Source organism: Desulfofundulus luciae, from assembly GCF_030813795.1.
Classification (GTDB): Bacteria; Bacillota; Desulfotomaculia; order Desulfotomaculales; family Desulfovirgulaceae; genus Desulfofundulus; species Desulfofundulus luciae.
Genome location: NZ_JAUSUX010000025.1, coordinates 1 through 23646, shown reverse-complemented (window position 1 = coordinate 23646; position 23646 = coordinate 1). Strand labels below are relative to the sequence as shown.

Here is a 23646-nt window from a genome sequence, read left to right as displayed (position 1 = left end):
CGTCGAATTTAGGGAGGTGAGAAGCCTGGTGGCTCAGGTGAAGAGAATTATGATTAGCCTCCCCGACAATCTCCTGGCCGAGGTAGACGGGATTGTGGCTGCAGAAAGACTAAACAGGAGCGAACTGATCCGGGAGGCCATGCGCTTCTACATTGCCGAACGCAAGCGCCGGCAACTACGGGAGCAGATGAAAAAGGGGTATCAGGAAATGGCCAAAATCAACCGGGAATTAGCCGCTGAACACTACCGGCTGGATGCAAAAACGGTGAGACAATATGAGAAGGCGGAGGTAAAATAAATTAATGCAGGTCCGCCGTGGCGACATCTTTTATGCCGACCTTAGCCCGGTGGTGGGTTCGGAGCAGGGTGGTACCCGCCCCGTGTTAATCCTTCAAAATGATATCGGCAACCAGTACAGCCCCACCACCATTGTGGCAGCCATTACTTCTCAAATTGCCAAGGCCAAACTTCCCACCCATGTGGAAATGCCTGCAAGTCCGGGTGGGCTGGAGAAGGATTCGGTCATCCTGCTGGAACAGATTCGCACCATTGACAAGAGCCGCCTGATGGAAAAAGTCACCTCCTTAAGCCGCGAAACTATGCTAAAGGTGAACCATGCCGTGGAAATCAGCCTGGGCCTGGTGGACATCTAGAGCGCCTGCAGCAGGTGCTTTTTCTTTTTGAGCGGGGGTGCTTTAATGCTGCCGGTAATTGGCATTACCTGCGCCTGGGATGAGGAAAAAATGCGCTTTTTTTTAAGTCGCTTTTATACCGGGGCGGTGGAAGCCGCCGGCGGGTTACCGTTATTGCTGCCGTACACCGGAAGGGAAGCCGGTTTGAATACATGGCCGGAGCTTTTAGACGGGTTAATTCTCTCCGGGGGCGGTGATGTGGATCCCGTCCATTTCGGGGAAGAACCCCTGCCGGGTTGTGGAGAAATAAGCCCGGAGCGGGACGACTTTGAGCTGAGCCTGGCCCGCCGGGCGTTATCTTTGGGCCTGCCCGTCCTGGGTATTTGCAGGGGGGCCCAGGTATTGAATATTGCCGCCGGGGGCGATATTTATCAGGATATTGCTACTCAGGTTCCGGGTTGTTTAAAGCACCACCAGCGGGCTCCCCGCTGGTGCGCCACCCACGGGATTATGGTGGAGGAAAACACCCGCCTGGCCGCTATATTTGGTGCAGGGGTTGTGCGGGTGAACAGCTTTCACCACCAGGCGGTACGGCGGCCTGCTCCGGGTTTTATTGTTTCTGCCCGGTCCGTGGATGGTATTATCGAAGCCATAGAAAGCACCGCCCGGGGTTTTGCCCTGGGGGTGCAGTGGCATCCCGAAACCATGTGGGAGCGGGACGGGCGCTTTTTAGGTATCTTTGCGGCCCTGGTGGACGCCGGCCGGGAGTACAAAGGGCAGAAGGGGAGATGAGCAAATATGCTGGCCATAACCGGTGGAAAAGTGATTACCATGACCGGACAAGTATATGAACCGGGCATGGTGCTTGTAGAGCGGGGTAAAATTGTCGCCGTAGGCCCTTTAAACGGGGTTCCGGCAGGGGTTGAGGTGGACGATGCTACCGGCTGCGTGGTAATGCCCGGGTTTATCGATGCCCACTGCCATGTGGGCGTGGCCGAGGAGATTTACCGGGAGGAGGGGGATGATACCAATGAATATACCGATCCGGTTACCCCTCACCTGCGGGCCATCGATGCCGTCTACCCTGCAGATTTGGGCTTTGAAGATGCCCGAGCCGGGGGAGTGACCACCGTGGCCACCGGTCCCGGCAGCGCCAATATCATCGGTGGGGAGATGGTGGCCCTCAAAACCGCCGGCCAGGTGGTCGACCGGATGGCGCTTCGGTCCCCGGTGGGCTTAAAAGCCGCCCTTGGTGAGAATCCCAAGCGCACTTACGGGCGCGAGAAAAAAATGCCTGCCACCCGTATGGCTTCGGCGGCCCTCTTAAGGGAGGCGCTGGCTAAAGCCCAGGAATACCAGCGCAAACTGGAAGCGGCGGCGGCCGGGCGGGGTGAACGTCCCGACCGGGATCTAAAAATGGAGTCGCTGGTACGGGTGTTGCGGCGGGAAATTCCATTAAGAGTGCATGCTCACCGGGCCGATGACATTATGACCGCCCTGCGCATTGCCCGGGAATTCAATCTTTTGCTGGTAGTGGAGCATTGCACCGAAGGCTACCTGGTGGCGCAGGAGCTGGCGGCCCATGGGGTGATGGCCGTGGTGGGGCCGATGATTACCAACCGGGCCAAGGTAGAGCTGAAAGGGATTTCCCTGCAAACTCCCCGGGCCCTGGCCGAGGCGGGTGTTACTTTTGCCATCATGACCGATCACCCGGTGGTCCCCATTCAGTATCTGGCCCTGTCCGCCGCCCTGGCCGTCCGGGGCGGGCTGCCGGAGGAAAGGGCCCTGCGGGCCATTACCCTGGATGCGGCCAGGATACTGGGCCTGGAAAACCGGTTGGGTAGCCTGGAGCCGGGTAAGGATGCCGATATGATCGTGTTAAACGGCCATCCCTTTGATCCCCGCACCCGGGTGATTAAAACGTATATTGATGGGCGGCTGGTTCACAGGTCTTGAAATTATATTAGCAGTTAATGTGCTGCCTAAAAGAAGTAAAATAATGAAAATATGCTTGGTTACGAAATGAGAGAAAATTGATGAAGAAATGATGAACTATATCACTAAAGTCGGGTTTTTTGAGATAGTTGACAGAATTATTAAAATATTAAATTATATCGGTGAAATTAAATATTTTTCAATGGAATTTACGGATAACCTGGCAGGATTAAGTGAATTGGTGTCGAACATGTAAGTCAACAGAAACGGAAAGATTAAACTTCGATGTAAATTCATGTCACAATATGTCGGAGGTGCAATGTGTGAGAAGGGAGACTCTTGATGTTTTAATAGTTGATGACCAACCCGGGGTGCGTTACCTGCTGGAGATACTTGTCAGGGAATTCGGTCACCGGGTGCATACCGCGGAGAACGGGCTGGTGGCCATTGAGAAGGTGCGCCAGATTCACCCGCAGATCATTTTTATGGATGTGAGGATGCCTTTAATGGACGGCCTGGAAGCCCTGAAGCGCATTAGAAGGATTGCCCCGGATACCATTGTTATCATCATGACCGCCTACATTTCCGAACAGACCAGGGAGCAGGCCCTGAAAAACGGAGCCCTATGCTGCATGGCCAAACCCTTTGACATTGAAAAGGTTAAGGCATTGATCCAGGATTTGACCTGGAATCGAAGACAGAACTGTTTTTGGGGTGAAAGTTACGTAATTTAAAATTTAAAGCAGGAAAAATTTTTTTGTTGACGAACAGTTATACAATATACAAATATACAAGTGAAAAGGTTTTATACCCATGGGGGTGCCCGGTACTGGTAAGTCACAGCTGGTTTTAAGCTGGCATGACGAGCCATGGTTCTCTTGTTTGCGTGACGCGGTGCCGGGCTGAGAAAAGCGTTTTTTCGCTTTACCCTTTGAACCTGATCTGGATCATACCAGCGTAGGGAAATGGGTGGCCGGCAGCGTACTATACCCATCTCCTTATCAGGTGGATGGGTATTTTTTATGGGGGTGGTTCCATGGGAGATCTTTACCGGGTCCTGGATGCCAATTTTAACCGCGCCCGGGAAGGGCTGCGGGTGGTGGAAGAAGTGGCCCGTTTTGTTCTTGACGATGCCGGGATGACCATGCGCATAAGGGATATACGGCACCGCCTGGGTATATTGCAGGAAAGTTTTCCCGGGCGGGGGACGGTTCTGGTGCAGTCCCGGGATGTGGAGGGTGACGTGGCCGCCCCTGCTCCCCCGGCCACGGGAGAGGAAATAACCAATCTTCTACAACTGGTTATGGCTAACTTTAAACGGGTGCAGGAAGCTGCCCGGGTGCTGGAGGAGTATGCCCGTCTTTTGCCGGTAACCGCTCCCTTTAAGGAGATCCGCTATGCCGCTTATCTGGTGGAAAGGGAAATGGTGAGCCGCCTGGTGCAGCTGGACGCGGGTGAAGCTCCTTCTTGTAAACCGGGAGGCTGCAGAGTTGATTACAGCCTCTACGTAATTACGGGGGATAAGTTCAGCCGGGGCCGGCCGGTGGTGGAAGTGGCCCGGGCAGCCATTGCCGGGGGAGCAACGGTTTTGCAGTTGCGGGAAAAGGCCTTTACGGCCCGCCAGCTGATTGACGCCGGACACCAACTGCGCCGCCTGACCCGGGAGAAGGGGGTAACCTTTATTGTCAACGACCGGGTAGATGTAGCCCTGGCAGTGGAGGCTGACGGTGTGCATTTAGGCCAGGATGATCTGCCCATCGGCATGGCCCGGCGCATTCTCGGCCCCGGCAAAATTATCGGCATCTCCACCCACAGTGTGGAGCAGGCCCTGGAGGCCCAGCGGCAGGGCGCCGACTATATCGGTGTAGGTCCCGTCTTTGAAACCCATACCAAGGATGATGTCCAGGCCCCGGTGGGTGTAGACCTGGTGCGGCAGGTGGCGTCGGTGGTAAGCATACCCAAAGTGGCCATTGGGGGCATCAAGGCATACAACGTAGAAGAGGTGATTGCTGCCGGGGCTGACGGGGTGGCAGTGATCACGGCAGTGGTGGCGGCAGAAGATGTATCCGGCGCTGCCCGCGAACTGCGTTCCCGGATCGAAAAAGCAAGGAGGTATTTGCCATGACTCAACTTTTAGCAGCCCGGGCAGGGGAAGTAACGGCGGCCATGCGCCGGGTAGCTGACAGAGAAAGAGTGCCGGTGGAAGAAATTTTAAGGAAAGTAGCTGCCGGTACGGTGGTTATTCCGGCCAATAAAAACCACGTCGGCCTGGATCCCTGTGGCATCGGAGAGGGATTGCGGACCAAAATCAATGCCAACCTGGGCACATCCACCGCTTTTGCCAGTATCGAGGACGAATTAGTCAAACTGGAAACCGCCTTAAAGGCCGGGGCCGATGCGGTGATGGACCTTTCTACCGGAGGAGACCTGGACGGCTGCCGCCGGGCGATTATTGCCAGGAGTTCCGTACCGGTGGGTACCGTGCCCATTTACCAGGCGGCAGTGGAAGCCAGGGAAAAACGGGGTAGTATTGTGAAGATGACGGCCGACGACCTTTTTGCCGTGATTGAAAAGCAGGCCGCCGATGGGGTGGACTTCATGACCGTGCACTGCGGGGTCACCATGGAAATCATTGGGCGCCTGCAAAGGCAGGGGCGCGTTACCGATATTGTCAGCCGGGGCGGTTCTTTCCTGGCCGGGTGGATGCTGCACAACGGCCGGGAGAATCCCCTTTATGAACAGTTTGACCGGCTGCTGGAAATATGCCTGCGTTACGACGTCACCTTGAGCCTGGGGGACGGCCTGCGGCCGGGATGCCTGGCCGATGCCACCGACCGGGCCCAGATCCAGGAGTTAATTGTACTGGGCGAACTGGTGGACCGGGCGCGGGCCGCGGGGGTGCAGGCCATGGTGGAAGGGCCAGGGCATGTTCCCCTGGACCAGGTGGCCGCCAATGTGCAGGTGCAAAAGACATTGTGCAACGGGGCCCCCTTTTACGTCCTGGGCCCGCTGGTTACCGACGTTGCCCCCGGCTACGATCACATTACCGCCGCCATTGGGGGAGCGGTGGCCGCCATGGCCGGGGCGGACTTCTTATGTTATGTAACCCCTTCTGAACACCTGGGACTGCCCACCATAGATGATGTAAAGGAAGGGGTGGTGGCGTCCCGCATTGCCGCCCACGCGGCGGACCTGGTCAAGGGTGTGCCGGGAGCCCGGGAATGGGACCTGGCTATGGCCCGGGCCCGCAAGGCCCTGGACTGGGAGGCCCAGATTAATCTGGCCATTGACCCGGAAAAAGCCCGGGCATATCGTGAGAAGCGCAATCCCGCCGGAACCAGAGCCTGCACCATGTGCGGCGACTTCTGTGCCATGGAGATTGTGGCCAGGTACCTGGGCGCGGAAAGGGTGGAAGAGTGCTAAGGGGATGGTAGAGTCTTGAAGCTCAGCGATCTGGGCGAGTTCGGCCTCATAGACCGTTTGTCCCGGGATTTGATCAACCGGCCGGGAGAGGTGGTGCAGGGCATAGGGGATGACGCGGCGGTTTTAAACCTGGAAGGCCCCTGGTGGCTGTTGTTTACCACCGACATGCTGGTGGAAGGGGTCCACTTTTCGCTGGATTATGCTACCCCCGCCCAGGTAGGCATCAAGACTGTGGCGGTTAATGTGAGCGATATTGCGGCCATGGGCGGCTGGCCCGCCCACGGCGTGGTTTCCCTGGGCCTGCCTACCCGCCTGTCTGTGGAGGAAGTAGAAGAACTGTACCAGGGTATCAGGCGGGCTGCCGGGGAATATGGCCTCAATATCGTGGGTGGAGACACGGTGATGAGCCCGGAGCGGCTGGTAATAAACCTGGCCCTGCTGGGGTTCGTGGAAAAAGGCCGGGCGGTCTACCGCAGCGGGGCCAGGGTGGGGGACTTGATCTACGTAACTGGCAGTCTGGGTAAATCCGCAGCCGGGCTGTACCTGTGCCAGCACCCGGATTTAACTATTGACCCCGGGATGGCAGCTTTCCTTAAGCGGGCTCACCTGGAGCCCCGGGCGAGATTGCGGGCCGGGCGGATTTTATCCAGCGCCGGGGTTACGGCCATGGATGACGTCAGCGATGGCCTGGCCGCAGAGCTGCGGGAAATCTGCCGGGCCAGCGGTGTGGGCTGCCGGGTGCGGGCGGGGGATATTCCCGTGGATTACCGGGTAAGGACGGTGGCCGCCATGGCCAATCACAATCCCCTGGATTGGGCCTTTTCCGGGGGGGAGGATTTTGAGCTGGTCTTTACCGTTCCACCCGGTAAAGCCAGGGGTGTGGAGGAAAGGCTTGCCGCGGCCGGCGAGGAATGCCGGTGCATTGGTGAGATTATCCCGGCGGAAAAGGGAATGGTTTTGGAACTGGCCGGCGGCCGTTGCATCCCCCTGGAGGCCCGCGGCTATGATCACTTTGCCTCTTCACAAAGAGTTTTGCCCCGGCCTGCCCATCGGTTATAATACTGGCAGGCTTCTTTTTTGCATGGTAGAATATGAAAAAGGTGGTTTCATGGCTTTGGTATGGCGAACCCGTTCTGCCGGGGAAACTGAAGAATTTGGCCGCCTTTTGGCCTCCGTCTTACTTCCCGGGGATGTCCTGTGCCTGCACGGTGATCTGGGTGCAGGGAAGACGGTGCTGGCCCGGGGCATCGCCCGGGGCCTGGGGATCACCGGGCCGGTGACCAGCCCCACTTTTACTTTAATTAACGAATACTCCGGCCGGCTGCCCCTCTACCATATGGATGTCTACCGTTTGGACGGGCCCGGGGATATGGCCGACCTGGGCTATGAAGAATACTTCTATGGTGCGGGCGTGACCCTGGTGGAGTGGGCCGGGCGGGTTGAAGAGGTTTTGCCTTCCGAACGGCTGGACATTTACCTTAAGGGATTCCCAGGGGAGCCGGAATTACGGGAAATTCTTTTAACCCCCCGGGGAAAGCGCTATGAAGAACTGGTAGAGGAGCTGAGCGCCCTTGTTCGTGCTGGGTATTGAGGCCGCCACGCCGGTGGCTGCAGTGGCCGTGGTCCAGGGGGAAAGGGTGCTGGCCGAGCGGATGGTTAACAACCTGCGCACCCACTCGGTGAACCTCCTGCCCATGATTAAAGCCGTGCTGGAAGACGCCCGGGTTACCCGGGAGGATCTGGGCGGCATCGCCGTTTCATCGGGGCCCGGTTCTTTTACCGGCCTGCGCATCGGCATGGCTACGGCCAAAACCCTGGCCCAGGTATGGGAATTACCCATTGTGGGTATCAGCACCCTGGACGCCCTGGCGTATCCTTTAACCGGCCAGGGCGGGTTAATTTGCCCTATTCTTAACGCCCGGAAAGATGAGGTCTATGCGGCGGTATATCGAACGGTCGAGGGGAAACTGGAACGCCTGGAAGGCCCTATGGCGGTCCGGCCCGGGGAACTGGTGCGGCGTCTTGAACCCCTGGAACTCCCGGTTACCCTGTCGGGCGACGGGGTGCCCATTTACGGCGAATTCTTTAAAAAACAACTGGGCAAGAGAGTTTTCTTTGCCCCGGGTAGTGCCCGCTGGCCCCGGGGTGCCCCGGTGGCCGAGCTGGGTTACCGGCTGCTGATGGCCGGGGAAGGAAAGGATCCCCTTGAACTGTTGCCCAACTACATCCGGTTATCCGAAGCGGAAGTGAAATGGCTCCAAAAACAAAAAGGGTAAGCCGGTGCATGCCTATGGAACTGACTTTTGCCGAAATGTCCTGCGATCATCTGGATGAGGTACTGGCCATTGAGCAGGCATCTTTTACCACTCCATGGTCCCGCCATGCCTTTACATATGAATTGTTGCAAAACGAGTTTGCCGTATACATCGTTGTTCTGGCGGGTCAAAAGGTGGTCGGCTATGCCGGGATGTGGCTGGTTCTGGATGAGGCCCACGTGACCAATGTGGCCGTGCATCCCCAGTACCGCCGGCGCCATATCGGACGGAAACTGATGCAGGAACTCATGCGCCGGGCGGTCACGCTGGGAGCCAGCCGTATGACCCTTGAGGTGCGCACTTCCAACCACGTGGCCCGGCACCTTTATACATCCCTGGGTTTCGTGGAACGGGGCCGGCGCCGGGGATATTACACCGACACCAACGAGGACGCCGTGATCATGTGGAAGGACCCCCTTGACGGCTTTAAAGGAGGTGGTACTGGATGAACCGTAATGTGCGCTTGCTGATCCGTCTGGCCGGCCTCGGGGTGGCCATGGTGGGGTTGCTGGCCAATTTACCCGCGGGCTGGACCATTGGGCTGGTGGTTGCCGGTCTGGCCGCATTTTTACTGGCCGGGGGCGGGGGGTGAGGTTGCTGACAGCAGCGGGTGGTCAACCCGTGGTTAACCCGTTGGAACAAAATGGCCTGAAAAGCGTCTGTAAGACCGGTAACATTTGTGAAAAGATAAGTCTTGACAACCGTGTTAAAAAGGTGTTAATTTATACTCAATTAATACCCCTACTGGTATTGGTACTTTCATATACTGGTATGGGTAGAAAGGATGCACGTATGAAAATCTCATCCCAAATTTAAGGAGGCGGAGGTTTTATGACCACTGGGGAGCTGAAAAACATTAAGGCCAGCAAAGTTGTGGACGCAAGGGGGGTTTCCTGCCCCGGACCGATTATGGCGGCAAAAAAGGCCATAGCGGATGTTAAGGTGGGAGAAATTATGGAGATTCTGGCCACTGACTCCGGATCCCAAAAAGATATTCCGGCCTGGGCCAAGAAAATGGGACACGAGTTTCTCGGTGTGCTTGAAGAAGCCGGTTACTGGAAGCTCTACGTAAAGAGGATGAAGTAATATGCCCGGGCAGGCTAACACAGGCAAAGATTTTTCCCCGAAGATCCTCGTCTTTTCCACAAACAACATTTCCGACCCGGGCATCGACCTCGCCGGCAGTTCCCACATGCACTACCCGCCTTCGGTTATGGTCATCAGCATGCCCTGCACCAGCGGCATCAAGCCCGAGTGGATTTTATACGCGGTGGAAAAAGGTTTTGACGGAGTTTTTTTGGCCGCCGACGGGGAAGAATGCGCCTATCTTCCGGACTGTGCGGAAAGGACGTCTGATATCGTGCAAAAGGCACAGGAGCTTCTCGGCCGGAAAGGGTATGAGCCCCAACGGGTGAGAATGTCGGCCATTTGCTCGGTCTGCGCCGGGCCGTTCACCAGCCATATGAAAGAATTTTCCGAGTCTTTGAAGAAGCTCGGACCCGCCAGGAAGGGATAAAGCATGAGCTACGATGTTCTCGTGATCGGCAGCGGGATTGGGGGTATGGAGTCAGCCCTCAAACTGGGGGACATGGGATACAAGGTCCTGCTGGTGGAAAAGGAAGCCAGTGTTGGCGGTAAAATGATTCTGTTGAGCAAGGTATTCCCAACCCTTGATTGTGCCAGTTGCATCTCCACGCCCAAAATGGCCGCCACAGTGCATCACCCCAATATTGAGGTAATGATTTATTCCGAAGTGGAGGAGATCAGGAGGCTCCCAAACGGCAGGTTTAACGTGAAGGTCCGCCAAAAGCCCACCTTTATTAACCACACCCTGTGCACCGGCTGCCGGCAGTGTGAAATGAACTGTAACGTAGCGGTTCCGGATCAATTCAACTTCGATATGGTGGCCAGGAGGGCCGCTTATATCCCCTTCCCCCAGGCCGTTCCGAAAAAGGCCGTTATTGAGCGGGAAGGTACATCCCCCTGTTCCTTCACCTGCCCGGCGGGCATAAAAGCCCATGGTTACATCGCCCTGGTCAGGGGTGGGAAATACCGGGAAGCCTTTGACCTGGTACTGGAAAGCACGCCCCTGGTGGGCAGCCTGGGCAGGGCCTGCTATGCACCCTGCGAAGGCGAGTGTACCAGGGGCGGCCTTGAGGGGCCCCTGCCCATCAGGAGAATTAAACGTTTTATTGCCGACCGCTATTACCGGGAGCACTCCGAGCCCGCGTCCAGCCCTCCAGATGAACTTAAGGACAAAAAGGTCGCCGTTGTGGGAGCGGGGCCGGCCGGCCTTACCGCCGCCTTCTTCCTGGCCAGGAAAGGCTACCGGGTGACCATTTTTGAAGCCCGGGCGCAGCCCGGCGGCATGCTGCGCACGGCCATACCTTCCTTCAGGCTCCCCAAACACGTGGTGGACAGGGATATCAAAAATGTAACGGCCCTGGGGGTGGAGATCAAAACAGGGGTGAAGGTGGAAGACCTGGAGGAGCTGAAAAATAGCGGCTTTGACGCCATATTCGTGGCCACCGGTACGCCGGGCGCTAAAAAGATGGGAGTTGAGGGCGAAGACCTGGACGGTGTGGTCAGCGCCCTGGATTTCCTGCAGCAGGTGAACCTGGACCGGAAGATCTCCCTCAAGGACAGGACGGTTGTCGTGGTGGGCGGCGGCAATGTGGCCATAGATGCGGCCAGGGTGGCCGTGAGGCTGGGCGCTAAAAGGGTGATCGTGCAGTACCGGCGAAGCAGGGCCGAGATGCCCGCCCATGACCGGGAAATTACGGCGGCTGAACGGGAAGGAGTAGAATTTCAATACTTAAGCGTGCCCAAAAAGTTTATCGGCCGGGATGGAATACTAACCGCAGTTGAAAGTATGAAGATGGAGCTGGGTGAACCGGATGCCGGCGGGAGGAGAAAGTCGAAACCGGTTGAAGGTTCCGAATACAGAATTGCGGCCGACATGGTCATAACTGCCGTCGGCCTTGAGCCCGAGACAAAAGCTTTTCAAAAGCTTTTGCAAATTAACGATAACCATACCATCAGTGTTGACCCGGAAACCTTGCAGACCACGGTGCCTTATGTCTTTGCCGGGGGAGACGTGGTCACCGGGCCCTCCATGATTGTCAACGCCGTCGCCCAGGGTAGACGGGCGGCTTTCTTCATCGACCGCTATTTAAAAGGGGAAGAGCTCAAAGGGGCAGATTTTGATTACAGGACGCCGGTTGTGAATAAGGAAAAGGTTATGGCCAGGCAGCAAAGCTACCGGACCCTTCTCCCGGTGGAGAGTGGCGAAATCCTGCGGGAGAAACCCGGCGATTTTTCGGAAACGGAACTTCCCCTGACTGAAGAACAGGCGCGGTACAGTGCCGGGAGATGCCTTGACTGCGGGATATGCTCCGAATGCCGTCAGTGTGTGGCCACCTGTCCGGCCAATGCCGTTGACCTGTCTATGAAGGAGGAGAAAAAGGAGTTTCAGGTCAATGCCGTGATCATAGCCACCGGGTTTCAACTTTTCCCCGCCCATCAAAAGCCGCAATACGGATACGGGAAATTTAAAAACGTCATTACCGGCATGCAGATGGACCGGTTGCTGGCTCCCACCAGGCCATACAACGGTGTGTTGAGACCATCCGACGGCAAGGTTCCCGAGAGCATAGCTTTTGTCCTCTGTACCGGGTCAAGGGACCAGTCCGTAAACAACCCCCTGTGTTCCAGGGTGTGCTGCATGTATTCGGTCAAGCAAAATCAGCTCATCATGGGTGCGCTACCTCTTGCGGACGTGACGGTTTATTACATCGATGTACGGGCCTTCGGCAAAGGGTATGAGGAGTTTTACGACCAGGCAAGGGCCATGGGCGCCAGTTTTGTAAAGGGGAGAATTGCCAGGATCGAGGAAAAGGAAGACGGCAATCTCATTCTTTACTATGAAGACATTGATAACGGCGGGAAGCTGGCCCGGGCGGAACACGACCTGGTGGTTCTATCCGTAGGACTTCTCCCCAATCCCCGGGTACAAAATCTGTTTGCAGGCGAGAAACTGGAATTAGATGAGTACCTTTTCGTCAGGGAAGTGGATGAGGACCTGAACCCGGGCAAAACAAGTATTGATGGGGTCTTCGTGGCCGGGGCTGCTTCCGGTGCCAGGGACATACCCGACTCCATATTGCACGCCGGGGCGGCTGCAGCTCAGGCGGCAGCCTATGTGGAAAGGATAAGGGTGACAAAATGAGCGACCGGAGAATAGGCGTGTACATCTGCCATTGTGGCGGGAACATTTCCGATTACGTGGATGTAGACAGAGTGGTCAAGGCCGTTTGTGACGAGCCGGGAGTCGTGGTGGCCAGGACGGCCGTGTTCACCTGTTCCGATGCCGCCCAGCAGGAAATAATTCAGGATATTAAGGAGCAAAACTTGGACGGCCTGGTGGTGGCGTCCTGTTCCCCGAAACTGCACCTTTACACCTTCAGGGACGTGGCCAGAAGGGCGGGGCTTAACCCGTACCAGTATACCCAGGTTAATATCAGGGAGCAGTGCTCCTGGGCCCATACCGGTGACAGGGAAGGAGCCACCGAAAAGGCCATCAGGCTGGTAAGGGCGGGGATTGCCAGGACCAATTTAACCGAGCCGCTTCAACCCGTTAAAATTGACACGGTACCCGGGGTATTGATTATTGGCGCGGGGATAGCGGGCCTGCGGGCGGCCATTGGGCTGGCGGACATCGGCATCTGTGTTTACCTGGTGGAGCGGGCTCCGGTTGTGGGCGGATGGGTTGCCCGGTTTGGAAAGATGTACCCCCACGGGAAGAAGGGCCGGGAGTTAATTGATCAGTTGCTTGACGAGGTTAAAAAGAGAGAAAGCATTACTCTTTTCACCAATGCCGAGGTGGTGGAAAAATCGGGAAGCATGGGGGACTTCCACGTAAGGATAAGAATAAAAGAGCCTGCGGAAAGCGATATTGGTGTGCGGGTGGGAGCAATCATTGTGGCCACGGGTTTTGATCCTTATCAACCGCGGGAAGGTGAGTACGGTTACGGGCTGGAGGGCGTAATGACCCTTGCCGCATTCCAGGAGCTCCTGGACAATTCCGGCGGCAGGCTGGTTTACAACGGCAGGGAAATAAAGGACGTGGTCTACATTTACTGCGTCGGAAGCAGGCAGGGTACGGATATGGAAAACGCCAATCGTTATTGCTCCCGTTACTGCTGTAATGCGACGGTTCATGCTGCCAATCTGGCTTTTGAAAAGAACCCCGAAATTCATCAGTTTCACCTTTTCCGGGACATGCGGACCTACGGCAGGTTTGAGCTGCTTTACAGGGAGGCATTAAAGCGGGGGGCCACCTTTCTTAAGTTTGACGCAAGCGAGCCTCCCAGGGTTGAACAGGGTGGGAACGGGAAATTAAAGGTGACCGTTAAGGATTTGCTGACCTCTGGAGAAGAGTTTGAAATACGGGCCGACGTTGTGGTTCTGGCCACCGGCATGGTCCCCAAAAAGAACGGGAAGCTGGTGGATATCTTGAAGCTGCCCGTGGGAAGGGACGGGTTTTTCAACGAGATACACCCCAAACTGCGTCCGGTGGAAACGGTGGTGGACGGCGTGTTCATCTGCGGTGCCTGCCAGGGTCCCAAGAACTCTTCCGAAAGCGTGGCCTCCGCCCTGGCGGCGGTTGCCCAGAGCGCTTCCATCCTCAAAAAAGGCTATGTTGAGCTTGAGCCGCTCATTGCCGCCGTGGATCCCCAGCTGTGTACCTGGTGCGGGGTGTGTGCCCAGGCCTGTCCTTACTCCGCCATTGAACAAGAGCAATACCGGGGCAGGGAAGTGGCCCGGGTAAACGAAGCGGTCTGCAAGGGCTGCGGCGGCTGCGTTCCAACCTGTTCCCGGGATGCCCTCAATCTCAGGGGTTATACAGGCGCACAGATCAAGTCCATGATTGATGCTCTGGTAAAGGAGATATGCTGATGAACGGCAGGGTGAGAGACGTCAGGGAAGTCGTCAGGGAAGAAATGCTGATGAGGGATAAGATCCTCGATGTCCTGAAGGACGGTCCCAAAACCGTTCCGGAAATAGCGGAAGCAGTGGGTTATCCTTGCCATGAAGTCATGTTCTGGGTCATGGGCATGCGCAAATACGGCCATTTATGTGAGGACGAGTTAACCGACGAGGGCTATTACAAGTACAGGGCGGTAATCAAGGAGGAGAGCTGATGGCACTGGTAAATCCCGACTTTGTTGAGGAGGTTAAAAGGTCTGGCCGGTTTGATGCCTCTGCCTGTATGAACTGCGGGGTATGCAGTGCGGTATGCCCCATGGGCATTGAACTCCTCCCCCGGAAACTGTTCCGCTACGTGTTATTGGGCGTGAAGGACAGGGTGCTGGAAAATGTAGAGACCATTTATTCCTGCCTTTTGTGCAGGCTGTGCGAAGTTAATTGCCCGGCACAGGTGCATATAGCGGAAAATGTGCGTTTTCTCCGCTGCTACATGAATAAGAAAGTTTTCAAAATTTAAGGAGAATGGTAATATGCCGTTACCGATTGGCGATACCGTGGGCATTCTGGCGGATAACCTGCGGATTAGAAAATCCGTGCTGCCCGTTCCGGATAAAAGTGCAAGCGCATGGGCCAGGGGTCTGGGGCTGACCAGGGGTGGGGAAACCATCCTTTATACCGGCAGGATGTATCAGCTCATTCCCTACATCGAGGCGTTGAATAAGGTCCAGGAAAAGATTGAGGATTCATGGATCGCTGACTTTGTAAAGGTAGGAAGGGTCATCAACAGGTTTATCAATGTAGCGGGTCTTCTGGCCGTACCGTCCAGAAACATGCAGGAGTCCTGCGGCAGAATACTGGTCAATATCGCACGGCTTTTAAGGCGGGCGGGAGTTGAGTTCGGTTATTTGTACGAAGAAGACCTGTACTCGGGGGCGCTTGTTTATGACCTGGGAGTGGACGATGTCCTGGAGGCCCACGCCCGTAGAGTAATGGATGTTTTTAAAAAATACCGGGTCAAAAAGGTCATCACCGTTGACCCCCACACCACCCATATGCTTCGTTCCGTGTACCCTAACCTGATCAAAGGATATGACCTGCAGGTAAAAAGCTACCTGGAAGTGCTGGTGGAGCGGGACCTGAAGCCCCGAAAGGAGCTCCGCCTGGAAGCGGTCGTCCACGACTCATGTTTATATGCCAGGCAGGAGAACGTGCTGCAGGAGCAGAGAACTTTGCTGGATAAAGCGGGCATTGACTTAAGGGAACCTGTGGATTCCGGAAAGTTCACCTTCTGCTGCGGCGGGCCTGCCGAATCTCTGTTCCCCAGGAAGGCAAAAGAAAATGCTAAAAAAAGGGTGGATCAAATCAAGAAGGTTTCTTTCAGGGCGGTGACCATGTGCCCGATCTGCCTGGTGAATTTGCAAAAAGCAGCCGGTGGAGAAATACAGGTGGAGGATATATCCAGCTACCTGGTACAGGCCTACTGCGGGGGATAGGATGAAGGTCCTCTTTATGCTGGAAGAAAAACACCGGTTCCACATCTTTTGTCCTCAACTTGCCGGTTAACTAAAATAAGGCACGGGGGTGCAGGCACATGAAAAAGACCATCATCGTCTTCAGCGGTGATCTTGACCGGGTTATGGCCGCCTTTATCATTGCCAATGGAGCTGCTGCCATGGGTGACGAGGTGACCATGTTTTTCACCTTCTGGGGATTAAACGTCCTGAGAAGGCCGGAGAAGGTTAAGGTAAAGAAGAGTTTTTTGCAGGCGCTGTTCGGCTGGATGATGCCCAGGGGTGCCGGCAAGCTGGGGATATCGAAGATGAATTTCGGCGGCCTGGGTGCAAAAATGATGAAGATCGTAATGAAGCAGCAAAATGTTACCCCCCTTCCGGAACTTATCCGGTTAGCCAGGGAGCAGGGTATAAGAATGATTGCCTGTACCATGTCCATGGACGTGATGGGCATAAGGAAAGAAGAACTCATCGACGGCCTGGAGTTTGCCGGGGTGGCCACCTACCTGGCCGAAGCCGACGAGGCCAATGTAAACCTCTTTATTTAGCCTTTGGAGGACCTGCGCTAAAAGGCCAGGTCTTCCATATTTTGGGGCGCGGGGAGGCAATGCCGTTTTTACCGGCAATTTTGCGAAGGGGTTCTGAGACTGAAGTTTTGGCAGTTTGTGGGCGGGAAAAATTCTGGACAGCGTATACCTGTTGTGTTATAATTTAGGCAATTGAATAAAGTGAACGGGTGCTCCCTGCCGCAAAAGGCAAGGATAGAGGGAAGTCAGTGAAAATCTGACGCGGTGCCGCCACTGTGAATGGGGAGCCCGCCACACAAAGCCACTGGCCCAGCACTCACTGATGAGGATGAGCGGCTATATCCAATGACACGCTTGTTCAGCAGGGAAAATGTAACAGTATGGTTTAACCGATGTCGCTGGTGAATGCTGGGTTGGGAAGGCGTGGTGGGGCAGTGATCCATGAGCCAGGAAACCTGCCCGTTCCTTTTCACCGTTTGTACCTACGGTCCATGGGGAGGTGAAAGATGTTAGAGTATGGACGCTTTTACCCCTGCACCCGGACACGCAGGGGTTGTTAGTTTTTTAAAAATGCCAGATTGCAGGAATAGGTGCTTTATCCCGAGGGATAAAGCTTAAAGGGTGATGTGGTCCACTGTCCGGGGAGCCCCTTCAACTTTTTTAAGGAAGCTCTGGGTGACTTGAGGGGGCTATGACCTGAGGGCAGCAGAGGACATGCCTATTCCACTCCTCATTATCTGTACCGGGGGAGCGGTGGAGCATGTCCTTTTTGTGTTCACACGGTTACATTACCCCCCGGCACCGGGTCGGGGGGTTTTCTTTGTACTGGTTGGGCGGGCCGTTTGCCGGGTGACCCTATTTCTTAAGGGAGGTATTTTTATGAGGAAGAATACGTGGGTCCTTTTATCCATTCTCTTTCTTCTTTTCCTGTTCTTTCCCCAGCAAAATGCCTGGGCCATGCACATAATGGAGGGGTTTCTTCCCTTAAAGTGGTGCCTTTTCTGGTATGTTTTGACCTTACCCTTTCTTGTTGCAGGTATCCTGTCCATTCAAAAAGCCGTAAAGGTTGACCCAGGTGTGAAAATGCTCCTGGGGCTGGCTGGTGCCTTTGCCTTTGTCCTTTCGGCTTTGAAACTTCCTTCTGTTACCGGCAGTTGTTCTCATCCCACCGGCGTCGGGCTGGGGGCCATACTTTTCGGACCATGGGCTATGAGCGTATTGGGCTGCATCGTATTGCTCTTTCAGGCAGTCCTGCTGGCTCACGGTGGTTTAACCACGCTGGGGGCCAACACCTTTTCCATGGCGGTGGTGGGCCCCCTGGCGGCCTATGTTCTTTTCCGGTTGGGCCAGAGGCTGGCCATGCCCCGGTGGCTTTCGGTATTTGTGGCTGCCTTTTTAGGAGATCTGTTAACCTATGTTACCACATCCATACAATTGGCTCTGGCCTTTCCCGCTTCCCATGGCGGGGTGGTAGCAGCCATGGTTAAGTTCATGGGTATCTTTGCGATAACCCAGGTGCCGCTGGCCATCAGCGAGGGGATTCTCACCATCATTGTTTTTAACTTCCTGGTTGCTCACAACCGCCGTGAACTGGAACAATTACGAGTATTATCCCGGGAGGTATAAGGATGAGAACTGGTGTGAAAAACCTGTTTTTGATTTTCATTGTCCTGGTGCTGGCTGTCTTTCCCCTGGTGGTGAATAAAAATGCTGAATTTGGGGGTGCCGATGGCCAGGCAGAGAAAATCATTGGAGAATTACACCCAGATTACCAGCCGTGGTTTGAATCCGTGTGGGAGCCACCCAGCGGAGAAATCGAAAGCTTGCTCTTTGCCCTGCAGGCAGCGCTGGGTGCCGGATTTATCGGCTATTTCATAGGATTCTACCGCGGATGGAGAGGGAACCACGTCAAGCAAAAGCAAACCGGGGAGTTGTTAGAGGAGAGAGATACTGGTGTTTAAAATTGACCAGTATGCATATACCAGCAGCCTGCGCCATGTTCATCCCGGAGAAAAATTTGCCTTTGCCATGCTTACCATGGGCATCTGCCTGGCGGCTTCAAGCATACTGGTACCTGCCCTGATCACCGGTCTGACGGCGGCGGCCATAATCCTGGGTGCCCGCATACCGGCCCGCTTTTACTTCAAACTTTTGCTGCTGCCCCTGGGTTTTCTGGTGGCCGGGTTGCTGGCCATCACCCTGACCATCTCCCGGGAACCCGACCCGGCTGTGTACGGGCTCGTTATCTGGGGGATCACCCTGGGTGTAACCATACCGGGCCTTTATCATGCCGGCCTGCTCTTTACCAAATCTCTGGGGGCCGTATCCTGCCTTTACTTTTTATCTCTAACCACCCCCATGGTGGAGATCATTTCTGTCCTGCGCCGGTTAAAGGTGCCTGCCTTATTAATTGAATTGATGGGCCTGGTCTACCGTTTTATCTTCGTAATCATGGAAACAGCCGGTAGAATGTACATTTCCCAGACCTCACGCTGTGGCTATGCCAGTCTGGAGGCGTCCTATCGTTCCCTGGCTCAACTGGTATCCAACCTTTTTGTCAAGTCATGTTACCGCTCCCAGGCCCTTTTCACCGCCCTTTTGGCCAGGGGTTATACGGGAGAGATAAGGATGTGGGAAGACCCCCGCCCGGTATCCAGGAAAAATCTGGCCCTTATTGCCCTTGTAGATTTTATCCTGCTGGTTCTGGTTCTGGTGAGCTGGAGGTGGCCTGTTTGAAGGAATTTATTCTGGAAGCCCGTGATATTCATTTTGTCTATTCCGATGGTACGACCGCCCTGCGGGGAGCCACTATGGCCATTGAAAAAGGAAGGAAGGTGGCGGTGCTGGGTTCCAATGGGGCCGGGAAGACCACCATTTTCCTTCACTTTAACGGCATCCTGCGCCCGGGGCGGGGCCGGGTGTTGTTTGCTGGCCGGGAAGTGCGGTACGATCACCGTTCGCTGATGCAGTTGCGTAAAAATGTGGGCATTGTTTTTCAGGACCCAGATACCCAGCTTTTCTCGGCCAGCGTGGTCCAGGAAATTTCTTTTGGCCCTTTAAATTTGGGGCTGCCCGAGGAGGAGGTGGCCCGCCGCGTGGAAAACGCCATGGCGGCCACGGAAATTGCCGACCTCAGGGACAGGCCCACCCACCTTTTAAGCTACGGCCAGAAAAAAAGGGTCTGCCTGGCCGGTGTTCTGGCCATGGAGCCCAGTGTGCTGATCTGCGATGAACCTACCGCCGGGCTGGACCCCGTACATACTGCCCAGGTAATGGAACTATTTGACCGCATCAACCAGCAGGGTACTACCGTTATCCTGGCCACCCACGATGTGGACCTGGCCTATTCCTGGGCCGATTATGTGTTTGTGATGAGCCGCGGCACCGTGGTGGGGGAAGGTTTGCCCGAAGAGGTTTTTCGCGATGAGCGGCTTTTGAAACAGAGTGATTTAACCCGTCCCTGGCTGGTGGAGATCCATGAGCAACTGAGCCGCAGGGGATGGCTTCCTGAGGGTTTACCCTTGCCCCGCACGAAAGAACAGCTTTTTGACTGTATTCAAAGGGCTTCCGGTTCAGGAAGACCGGCTTTAGTACATGTTTTTCCCCGGGAAAAAATGCGCCCGGAATGTGCATCATGCAGTGTGGGGAGAAAATAAGATAGTCCCTGGCGATACCGGCTATGAGTGGATGAAGTAAATGCTCCCCAGAAGATATTGGGGATAATTTTTTTCTGGAAGGGGGGAGAATAAGGGGGGAGGGGAAGCGGATGCCTGTAAATGATAAGCGCAAAATAGCAGTGGTGGGAGTTGGTGCGGTCGGGTCCGCCACCGCCTACGCGGTGATGATGAGCGGCCTGGTCAGCGAACTGGTGCTGGTGGATAGCAACCGGGAGCGGGCCGAGGGGGAGGCCATGGACCTGGCCCACGGTGCTTCGTTCATCAAACCCATTCGCATTTACGCCGGCGAATATGAGGACTGCCGCGATGCCGATATCATCATCTTTTGCGCCGGGGTCAACCAGAAGCCCGGCGAAACGCGCCTGGACCTGGTACAGCGTAATTTTGCCATCCTGAAGGATACTCTACCCCGCCTCATGCCTATGGAGGGGGACGGTGTACTCCTGATGGTGACCAATCCGGTGGATATCCTTACCTACGCGGCGTTGCGTTTGACCAACCTGCCTCCCAACCGGGTAATCGGTTCCGGCACGGTCCTGGACAGCTCCCGTTTCCGCTATCTGCTCAGTCAATTCTGCCAGGTGGAACCCCGGAACATTCATGCCTATGTGGTCGGGGAACACGGAGATACGGAAGTACCCCTGTGGAGCCTGGCCAACATTGCCGGCATTCCGGTGCAGGAGTTCTGCTGCTGGCGCGGTGTTCCCTGCCTCAATCCCGATGAAATCACCCGCCGGGTGAGGGATGCGGCCTATGAGGTTATCGCCCGGAAGGGGGCCACTTGTTATGCCATTGGCCTGGCGGTGAAACGAATTTGCGAAAGCATCTTAAGGGATGAAAACTCCATCCTCACAGTATCCGGCCTGGTGGATGGCGAATACGGGATCACTGGCGTTTGTCTCAGCCTCCCTTCCATTGTAAACCGGACGGGCCGGGTGCGGGTGCTGGCCGTGCCCCTGGCTCCCCAGGAGGAAGAAGCTTTACATCATTCCGCCCGGACGCTGAAATCAATTATAGCCCGGTTGGATTTGCCGTAAAGGGGGCCGGTATGGTCCATATTATGTAAAAGAATTTACTATTGCATTTTTTCGTGGTTTTGATATAATAACATGTGCAGCTGTTTAAATGCGCCTGTAGCTCAGCGGATAGAGCGCCGGCCTCCGGAGCCGGGTCTTGCGCAGGTTCGATTCCTGCCAGGCGCACCAGGATAAAACCCGCAAGCCCGTAAAATCAAGGGTTTGCGGGTTTTTAAACTTCCGGGAAGGCTTAGGGGCGGTTCCGTAAGTATTCGTATTTTTTGCTGCCGGAAAGGCAGAGTATGCAGCACATAGTTTGGTTTTTGCTTGAGCAGTGGCAGGTAGTGGGTATAGCAGGGCGACAACGGGGCCGACCTGGACCCGGATGTGCTGTATGTGAGAAGTGTCCCGCTGGTGCTGCCCGAAGAGGCAGGAGTTTAGGGAAGAGAAGTGGGAGACCACTGGCCGGGTGTTTTACCCCGGCCTTTTCTCCCTGCGAAGAAAGGAGTATTTTCGTGGCCGAAAACGCTGGAAAGGCGGCCTTTCTCCGGGGTATAATACTTCCGGGGGTGGTTAAGGTGAGAGAAGTGGTTTTGCGGATACCGGAGGAAATACAGGATGTTTTGGGCGTTCGGCGCAACCTTGCCGGGGAGATCATGAAACGGCTGGCCGTTTCCCTTTATGCGGAAAGAAAAATATCTTTGGGTAAGGCAGTGGAACTTTCGGGTACGGATTACTCTTCCTTTTTGGAAACGCTGGCCGATTTTGGAGTTAACCTGGACTACGACGAACAAGACCTGGCAAACGACCTGGAGACCCTGGGGAGATTAAGATATGGTAGTGGTGAGTGACACTACCGTTTTAATCGCCCTGGGTCGGATCGGGCTTCTATGGCTTTTGGGAAGACTCTGGGGTTCGGCTATTATTCCGGAAGCCGTGTACCAGGAGGCGCTAAAGGGCCTTCACGGGAGCAGGGAAATAACTGAAGCGGTAAATTTGGGCTGGTTGCAAGTTAAAAGCATCAATAACCAGAAAATGGTGCGTCTTCTCCAGGGGGATTTAAGAGGCAGGGGTGAATGTGAGTGCATTGTTCTTGCTGAAGAAACCGGTGCGAAGGCGATCCTTACCGACGACAAAAAGGCACGCAAAGTTGCATTGAGTGCCGGTGTCGAGGTGGCGGGAACCCTAGGCCTATTGGTGCGGGCCCACAAAAGAAGGAATCTTAACGAAACAGGAAGCAATCGACGCCGTGGAGTCCTTAATTAAAACAAACTTCCGCCTTTCGGAAGCGGTTATCAAGAAAGCAGTTGAGTTAATTCAGAAAGATTAAAGGTCGGGTTACGAAAACCCGGCCTTTCTTTTCTTCAAGGGAAGGGTGACGTGGCGGATGGGGAAAGACATGGAAGAGATTGTCGCCGAACTCAAGTCCCGCCTGCGACACTACAGGGACGACCCGTACTGCCGCGGGGTGTGGGATGGGGCCATGATGGTGATCGCCCACTACGATCCCGGAACTGTTCCAAAGGCGGGCGAAAACGGGTTGATACCGGCAACCCGGAGGGCCTTGTAAAATTTCAGTAGGCACCAGAAGGGGATCAGCTCCCTGAAAAAGAAATGAGACCTCGCCCCAAAAAAACACCAAAAGTCAAGCTAAAGGAGTGTGAGGTCTCATGCTAAATATTCGCCAAATAGTGGGTGCAGTCCTTTTTTTCGTCACCGGCCTGGTTAAATTAATTGATGGGTGCAAAGACTTCTATGAACTTGAAAAAGGTATCCATAGCACGTACCCTCTTTATTAATAACAAAAGTTAGCCAATTTTGTTGATTTCGGTGTATAATCCTCTCCATTTTCTTCCCGCTGATATGTTATAATGTAGCCACGAAGGCGCCTGGAGTACGGGAACGGATAATCGTTCCGTAGGCGCACCGGGTGGAACTCCCGGGTCAAGGTCTCCCTGTCGCTTCAGCCCGCCCTCAAGGGTGGGCAAATCCGAAATTGCAATACAAAGAGCTATAGAGAAAGCTTCAAAAGCTGATGTCAAATGTACTTTTATTGTGATTGACTTCCTTACAAACAAGATTGAAGGGGCGCCATTTGGCTTTGCATTTGATAGGGGTTGTTTTCATTCATTAAATTCGGATGAAGAACGGAAGAGCTTTGCTGAAAATGTAGCTGTCCATTTAGAAGAAGATGGCCTGTGGCTGAGTATTATTGGCAACGCCGATGAACGACGTGATGGTCCAGGTCCACCACAGAGGACTGCCAGAGATATTGTTAACTCTGTGGAGCCCTACTTCGAAATCCTTTCGCTCGTTTCAAGCCATTTTGGATCTAACCACCCAAACCCGCCCAGAGCCTGGGTTTGCCTGATGCGGAAAAGGCGTTTTGCATAATTGTACTATCCGTTTTAAAGATTAAAGGAGTTTCTTCTTCGTTCCCGCGCTACTTTTTATACATACCCACCTGATGAATGAACGTGACCGGAGCACCTGGAAGGTGGTCGGGTTTCGGGATAAAACAGCCATCAGCACCTTTGGGGAATTTCTCTACAAAAGGCGCCTGTACAAAAACAAAAAAACCGGGGAAACCAGCTTCTTTTTAGATGAGCTACTGGGCTGGCC

The 23646-nt window shown here is 54.9% G+C and carries 28 protein-coding genes, 1 tRNA gene, 2 pseudogenes and 2 riboswitches; all 31 genes and pseudogenes read left to right on the top strand.

The window, feature by feature from the left end:
• Positions 1 to 28 precede the first annotated feature (28 nt).
• Positions 29 to 298, top strand: a complete 270-nt coding sequence (locus J2Z49_RS12360) for a CopG family ribbon-helix-helix protein (protein WP_307403256.1) — start codon at positions 29 to 31, stop codon at positions 296 to 298.
• Between the two features lie 4 nt (positions 299 to 302).
• Entirely contained in the window at positions 303 to 653 is a 351-nt protein-coding gene (locus J2Z49_RS12355) for a type II toxin-antitoxin system PemK/MazF family toxin (protein WP_013821671.1), read from the top strand.
• A 45-nt stretch (positions 654 to 698) separates the two neighbouring features.
• On the top strand, positions 699 to 1424 hold the full coding sequence (locus J2Z49_RS12350; RefSeq protein ID WP_307403255.1) for a gamma-glutamyl-gamma-aminobutyrate hydrolase family protein: 726 nt from the start codon (positions 699 to 701) through the stop codon (positions 1422 to 1424).
• 6 nt (positions 1425 to 1430) lie between these two features.
• Positions 1431 to 2588: an amidohydrolase gene (locus J2Z49_RS12345; protein ID WP_307403254.1), complete on the top strand. Its 1158-nt coding sequence runs from the start codon at positions 1431 to 1433 to the stop codon at positions 2586 to 2588.
• 302 nt (positions 2589 to 2890) lie between these two features.
• Positions 2891 to 3301: a response regulator gene (locus J2Z49_RS12340; protein WP_307403253.1), complete on the top strand. Its 411-nt coding sequence runs from the start codon at positions 2891 to 2893 to the stop codon at positions 3299 to 3301.
• A gap of 71 nt (positions 3302 to 3372) precedes the next feature.
• Positions 3373 to 3549, top strand: a riboswitch (TPP riboswitch).
• Between the two features lie 27 nt (positions 3550 to 3576).
• On the top strand, positions 3577 to 4692 hold the full coding sequence (locus tag J2Z49_RS12335; protein ID WP_307403252.1) for a thiamine phosphate synthase: 1116 nt from the start codon (positions 3577 to 3579) through the stop codon (positions 4690 to 4692).
• Positions 4689 to 5990 carry a phosphomethylpyrimidine synthase ThiC gene (gene thiC / locus J2Z49_RS12330; protein WP_307403251.1) on the top strand — a complete coding sequence of 434 codons (1302 nt, stop codon included), beginning with the start codon at positions 4689 to 4691 and terminating at the stop codon, positions 5988 to 5990. Before J2Z49_RS12335 ends, thiC begins: the two co-directional genes overlap by 4 nt.
• A 15-nt stretch (positions 5991 to 6005) precedes the next feature.
• Positions 6006 to 7049: a thiamine-phosphate kinase gene (thiL, locus tag J2Z49_RS12325; protein WP_307403250.1), complete on the top strand. Its 1044-nt coding sequence runs from the start codon at positions 6006 to 6008 to the stop codon at positions 7047 to 7049.
• A gap of 49 nt (positions 7050 to 7098) precedes the next feature.
• Entirely contained in the window at positions 7099 to 7581 is a 483-nt protein-coding gene (gene tsaE, locus J2Z49_RS12320) for a tRNA (adenosine(37)-N6)-threonylcarbamoyltransferase complex ATPase subunit type 1 TsaE (protein WP_307403249.1), read from the top strand.
• Entirely contained in the window at positions 7562 to 8266 is a 705-nt protein-coding gene (tsaB, locus tag J2Z49_RS12315) for a tRNA (adenosine(37)-N6)-threonylcarbamoyltransferase complex dimerization subunit type 1 TsaB (protein ID WP_307403248.1), read from the top strand. Before tsaE ends, tsaB begins: the two co-directional genes overlap by 20 nt.
• Positions 8267 to 8274: 8 nt before the next feature.
• Positions 8275 to 8754, top strand: a complete 480-nt coding sequence (gene rimI, locus J2Z49_RS12310) for a ribosomal protein S18-alanine N-acetyltransferase (RefSeq protein ID WP_307403247.1) — start codon at positions 8275 to 8277, stop codon at positions 8752 to 8754.
• A complete protein-coding gene (locus J2Z49_RS12305; RefSeq protein ID WP_307403246.1) occupies positions 8751 to 8897 on the top strand; it encodes a hypothetical protein in 147 nt (48 codons plus the stop codon). The genes rimI and J2Z49_RS12305 overlap by 4 nt, the downstream gene beginning before the upstream one ends.
• A 239-nt stretch (positions 8898 to 9136) precedes the next feature.
• Positions 9137 to 9391, top strand: coding sequence for a sulfurtransferase TusA family protein (locus J2Z49_RS12300; protein WP_307403245.1), 255 nt, complete (start codon positions 9137 to 9139; stop codon positions 9389 to 9391).
• Between the two features lies 1 nt (position 9392).
• Positions 9393 to 9821 (top strand): hydrogenase iron-sulfur subunit, encoded by a 429-nt coding sequence (locus J2Z49_RS12295; RefSeq protein ID WP_307403244.1) that lies wholly within the window; start codon positions 9393 to 9395, stop codon positions 9819 to 9821.
• Positions 9822 to 9824: 3 nt separating this feature from the next.
• Complete coding sequence (locus J2Z49_RS12290) at positions 9825 to 12533, top strand: FAD-dependent oxidoreductase (RefSeq protein ID WP_307403243.1); 2709 nt, start codon at positions 9825 to 9827, stop codon at positions 12531 to 12533.
• A complete protein-coding gene (locus J2Z49_RS12285; RefSeq protein ID WP_307403242.1) occupies positions 12530 to 14263 on the top strand; it encodes a CoB--CoM heterodisulfide reductase iron-sulfur subunit A family protein in 1734 nt (577 codons plus the stop codon). The genes J2Z49_RS12290 and J2Z49_RS12285 overlap by 4 nt, the downstream gene beginning before the upstream one ends.
• Positions 14263 to 14508, top strand: a complete 246-nt coding sequence (locus J2Z49_RS12280) for a MarR family transcriptional regulator (RefSeq protein WP_307403241.1) — start codon at positions 14263 to 14265, stop codon at positions 14506 to 14508. Before J2Z49_RS12285 ends, J2Z49_RS12280 begins: the two co-directional genes overlap by 1 nt.
• Positions 14508 to 14810: a 4Fe-4S dicluster domain-containing protein gene (locus J2Z49_RS12275; protein WP_307403240.1), complete on the top strand. Its 303-nt coding sequence runs from the start codon at positions 14508 to 14510 to the stop codon at positions 14808 to 14810. The genes J2Z49_RS12280 and J2Z49_RS12275 overlap by 1 nt, the downstream gene beginning before the upstream one ends.
• 13 nt (positions 14811 to 14823) lie before the next feature.
• On the top strand, positions 14824 to 15786 hold the full coding sequence (locus J2Z49_RS12270; RefSeq protein WP_307403239.1) for a (Fe-S)-binding protein: 963 nt from the start codon (positions 14824 to 14826) through the stop codon (positions 15784 to 15786).
• Positions 15787 to 15884: 98 nt separating this feature from the next.
• Complete coding sequence (locus tag J2Z49_RS12265; RefSeq protein WP_307403238.1) at positions 15885 to 16352, top strand: DsrE/DsrF/DrsH-like family protein; 468 nt, start codon at positions 15885 to 15887, stop codon at positions 16350 to 16352.
• A gap of 169 nt (positions 16353 to 16521) precedes the next feature.
• Positions 16522 to 16808, top strand: a riboswitch (cobalamin riboswitch).
• Between the two features lie 402 nt (positions 16809 to 17210).
• Positions 17211 to 17957: an energy-coupling factor ABC transporter permease gene (locus J2Z49_RS12260; RefSeq protein WP_307403237.1), complete on the top strand. Its 747-nt coding sequence runs from the start codon at positions 17211 to 17213 to the stop codon at positions 17955 to 17957.
• Positions 17958 to 17959: 2 nt separating this feature from the next.
• Positions 17960 to 18292, top strand: a complete 333-nt coding sequence (locus J2Z49_RS12255) for an energy-coupling factor ABC transporter substrate-binding protein (RefSeq protein ID WP_307403236.1) — start codon at positions 17960 to 17962, stop codon at positions 18290 to 18292.
• Complete coding sequence (cbiQ, locus tag J2Z49_RS12250) at positions 18285 to 19067, top strand: cobalt ECF transporter T component CbiQ (protein ID WP_307403235.1); 783 nt, start codon at positions 18285 to 18287, stop codon at positions 19065 to 19067. The genes J2Z49_RS12255 and cbiQ overlap by 8 nt, the downstream gene beginning before the upstream one ends.
• On the top strand, positions 19064 to 19987 hold the full coding sequence (locus J2Z49_RS12245) for an energy-coupling factor ABC transporter ATP-binding protein (protein WP_307403234.1): 924 nt from the start codon (positions 19064 to 19066) through the stop codon (positions 19985 to 19987). Before cbiQ ends, J2Z49_RS12245 begins: the two co-directional genes overlap by 4 nt.
• A 110-nt stretch (positions 19988 to 20097) precedes the next feature.
• On the top strand, positions 20098 to 21045 hold the full coding sequence (locus tag J2Z49_RS12240; protein WP_307403233.1) for an L-lactate dehydrogenase: 948 nt from the start codon (positions 20098 to 20100) through the stop codon (positions 21043 to 21045).
• A gap of 90 nt (positions 21046 to 21135) precedes the next feature.
• Positions 21136 to 21213 (top strand) — tRNA-Arg (locus J2Z49_RS12235).
• Positions 21214 to 21539: 326 nt separating this feature from the next.
• Entirely contained in the window at positions 21540 to 21875 is a 336-nt protein-coding gene (locus J2Z49_RS12230; RefSeq protein WP_307403232.1) for a UPF0175 family protein, read from the top strand.
• Positions 21859 to 22290 carry a DUF3368 domain-containing protein gene (locus tag J2Z49_RS12225; protein WP_307403231.1) on the top strand — a complete coding sequence of 144 codons (432 nt, stop codon included), beginning with the start codon at positions 21859 to 21861 and terminating at the stop codon, positions 22288 to 22290. The genes J2Z49_RS12230 and J2Z49_RS12225 overlap by 17 nt, the downstream gene beginning before the upstream one ends.
• A 121-nt stretch (positions 22291 to 22411) precedes the next feature.
• Positions 22412 to 22594, top strand: a complete 183-nt coding sequence (locus J2Z49_RS12220) for a hypothetical protein (RefSeq protein ID WP_307403230.1) — start codon at positions 22412 to 22414, stop codon at positions 22592 to 22594.
• A 410-nt stretch (positions 22595 to 23004) separates the two neighbouring features.
• Positions 23005 to 23418, top strand: a pseudogene (locus tag J2Z49_RS12215) (class I SAM-dependent methyltransferase); the annotation flags it as partial.
• Between the two features lie 37 nt (positions 23419 to 23455).
• A pseudogene (locus J2Z49_RS12210) lies at positions 23456 to 23646 on the top strand (UPF0236 family transposase-like protein); the annotation flags it as partial.

Bases quoted from the DNA above. Each gene is read 5' to 3' on its own strand.
- J2Z49_RS12280 (WP_307403241.1), top strand. From the start codon at position 14,263: ATGAACGGCAGGGTGAGAGACGTCAGGGAAGTCGTCAGGGAAGAAATG.
- J2Z49_RS12350 (WP_307403255.1), top strand. From the start codon at position 699: ATGCTGCCGGTAATTGGCATTACCTGCGCCTGGGATGAGGAAAAAATG.
- J2Z49_RS12335 (WP_307403252.1), top strand. From the start codon at position 3,577: ATGGGTATTTTTTATGGGGGTGGTTCCATGGGAGATCTTTACCGGGTC.
- J2Z49_RS12240 (WP_307403233.1), top strand. From the start codon at position 20,098: ATGCCTGTAAATGATAAGCGCAAAATAGCAGTGGTGGGAGTTGGTGCG.
- J2Z49_RS12275 (WP_307403240.1), top strand. From the start codon at position 14,508: ATGGCACTGGTAAATCCCGACTTTGTTGAGGAGGTTAAAAGGTCTGGC.
- J2Z49_RS12355 (WP_013821671.1), top strand. From the start codon at position 303: ATGCAGGTCCGCCGTGGCGACATCTTTTATGCCGACCTTAGCCCGGTG.
- J2Z49_RS12255 (WP_307403236.1), top strand. From the start codon at position 17,960: ATGAGAACTGGTGTGAAAAACCTGTTTTTGATTTTCATTGTCCTGGTG.
- rimI (WP_307403247.1), top strand. From the start codon at position 8,275: ATGCCTATGGAACTGACTTTTGCCGAAATGTCCTGCGATCATCTGGAT.
- thiC (WP_307403251.1), top strand. From the start codon at position 4,689: ATGACTCAACTTTTAGCAGCCCGGGCAGGGGAAGTAACGGCGGCCATG.
- J2Z49_RS12290 (WP_307403243.1), top strand. From the start codon at position 9,825: ATGAGCTACGATGTTCTCGTGATCGGCAGCGGGATTGGGGGTATGGAG.
- J2Z49_RS12305 (WP_307403246.1), top strand. From the start codon at position 8,751: ATGAACCGTAATGTGCGCTTGCTGATCCGTCTGGCCGGCCTCGGGGTG.
- J2Z49_RS12265 (WP_307403238.1), top strand. From the start codon at position 15,885: ATGAAAAAGACCATCATCGTCTTCAGCGGTGATCTTGACCGGGTTATG.
- J2Z49_RS12300 (WP_307403245.1), top strand. From the start codon at position 9,137: ATGACCACTGGGGAGCTGAAAAACATTAAGGCCAGCAAAGTTGTGGAC.
- J2Z49_RS12225 (WP_307403231.1), top strand. From the start codon at position 21,859: ATGGTAGTGGTGAGTGACACTACCGTTTTAATCGCCCTGGGTCGGATC.
- J2Z49_RS12345 (WP_307403254.1), top strand. From the start codon at position 1,431: ATGCTGGCCATAACCGGTGGAAAAGTGATTACCATGACCGGACAAGTA.
- J2Z49_RS12260 (WP_307403237.1), top strand. From the start codon at position 17,211: ATGAGGAAGAATACGTGGGTCCTTTTATCCATTCTCTTTCTTCTTTTC.
- J2Z49_RS12270 (WP_307403239.1), top strand. From the start codon at position 14,824: ATGCCGTTACCGATTGGCGATACCGTGGGCATTCTGGCGGATAACCTG.
- J2Z49_RS12220 (WP_307403230.1), top strand. From the start codon at position 22,412: ATGGGGAAAGACATGGAAGAGATTGTCGCCGAACTCAAGTCCCGCCTG.
- J2Z49_RS12285 (WP_307403242.1), top strand. From the start codon at position 12,530: ATGAGCGACCGGAGAATAGGCGTGTACATCTGCCATTGTGGCGGGAAC.
- tsaE (WP_307403249.1), top strand. From the start codon at position 7,099: ATGGCTTTGGTATGGCGAACCCGTTCTGCCGGGGAAACTGAAGAATTT.
- J2Z49_RS12295 (WP_307403244.1), top strand. From the start codon at position 9,393: ATGCCCGGGCAGGCTAACACAGGCAAAGATTTTTCCCCGAAGATCCTC.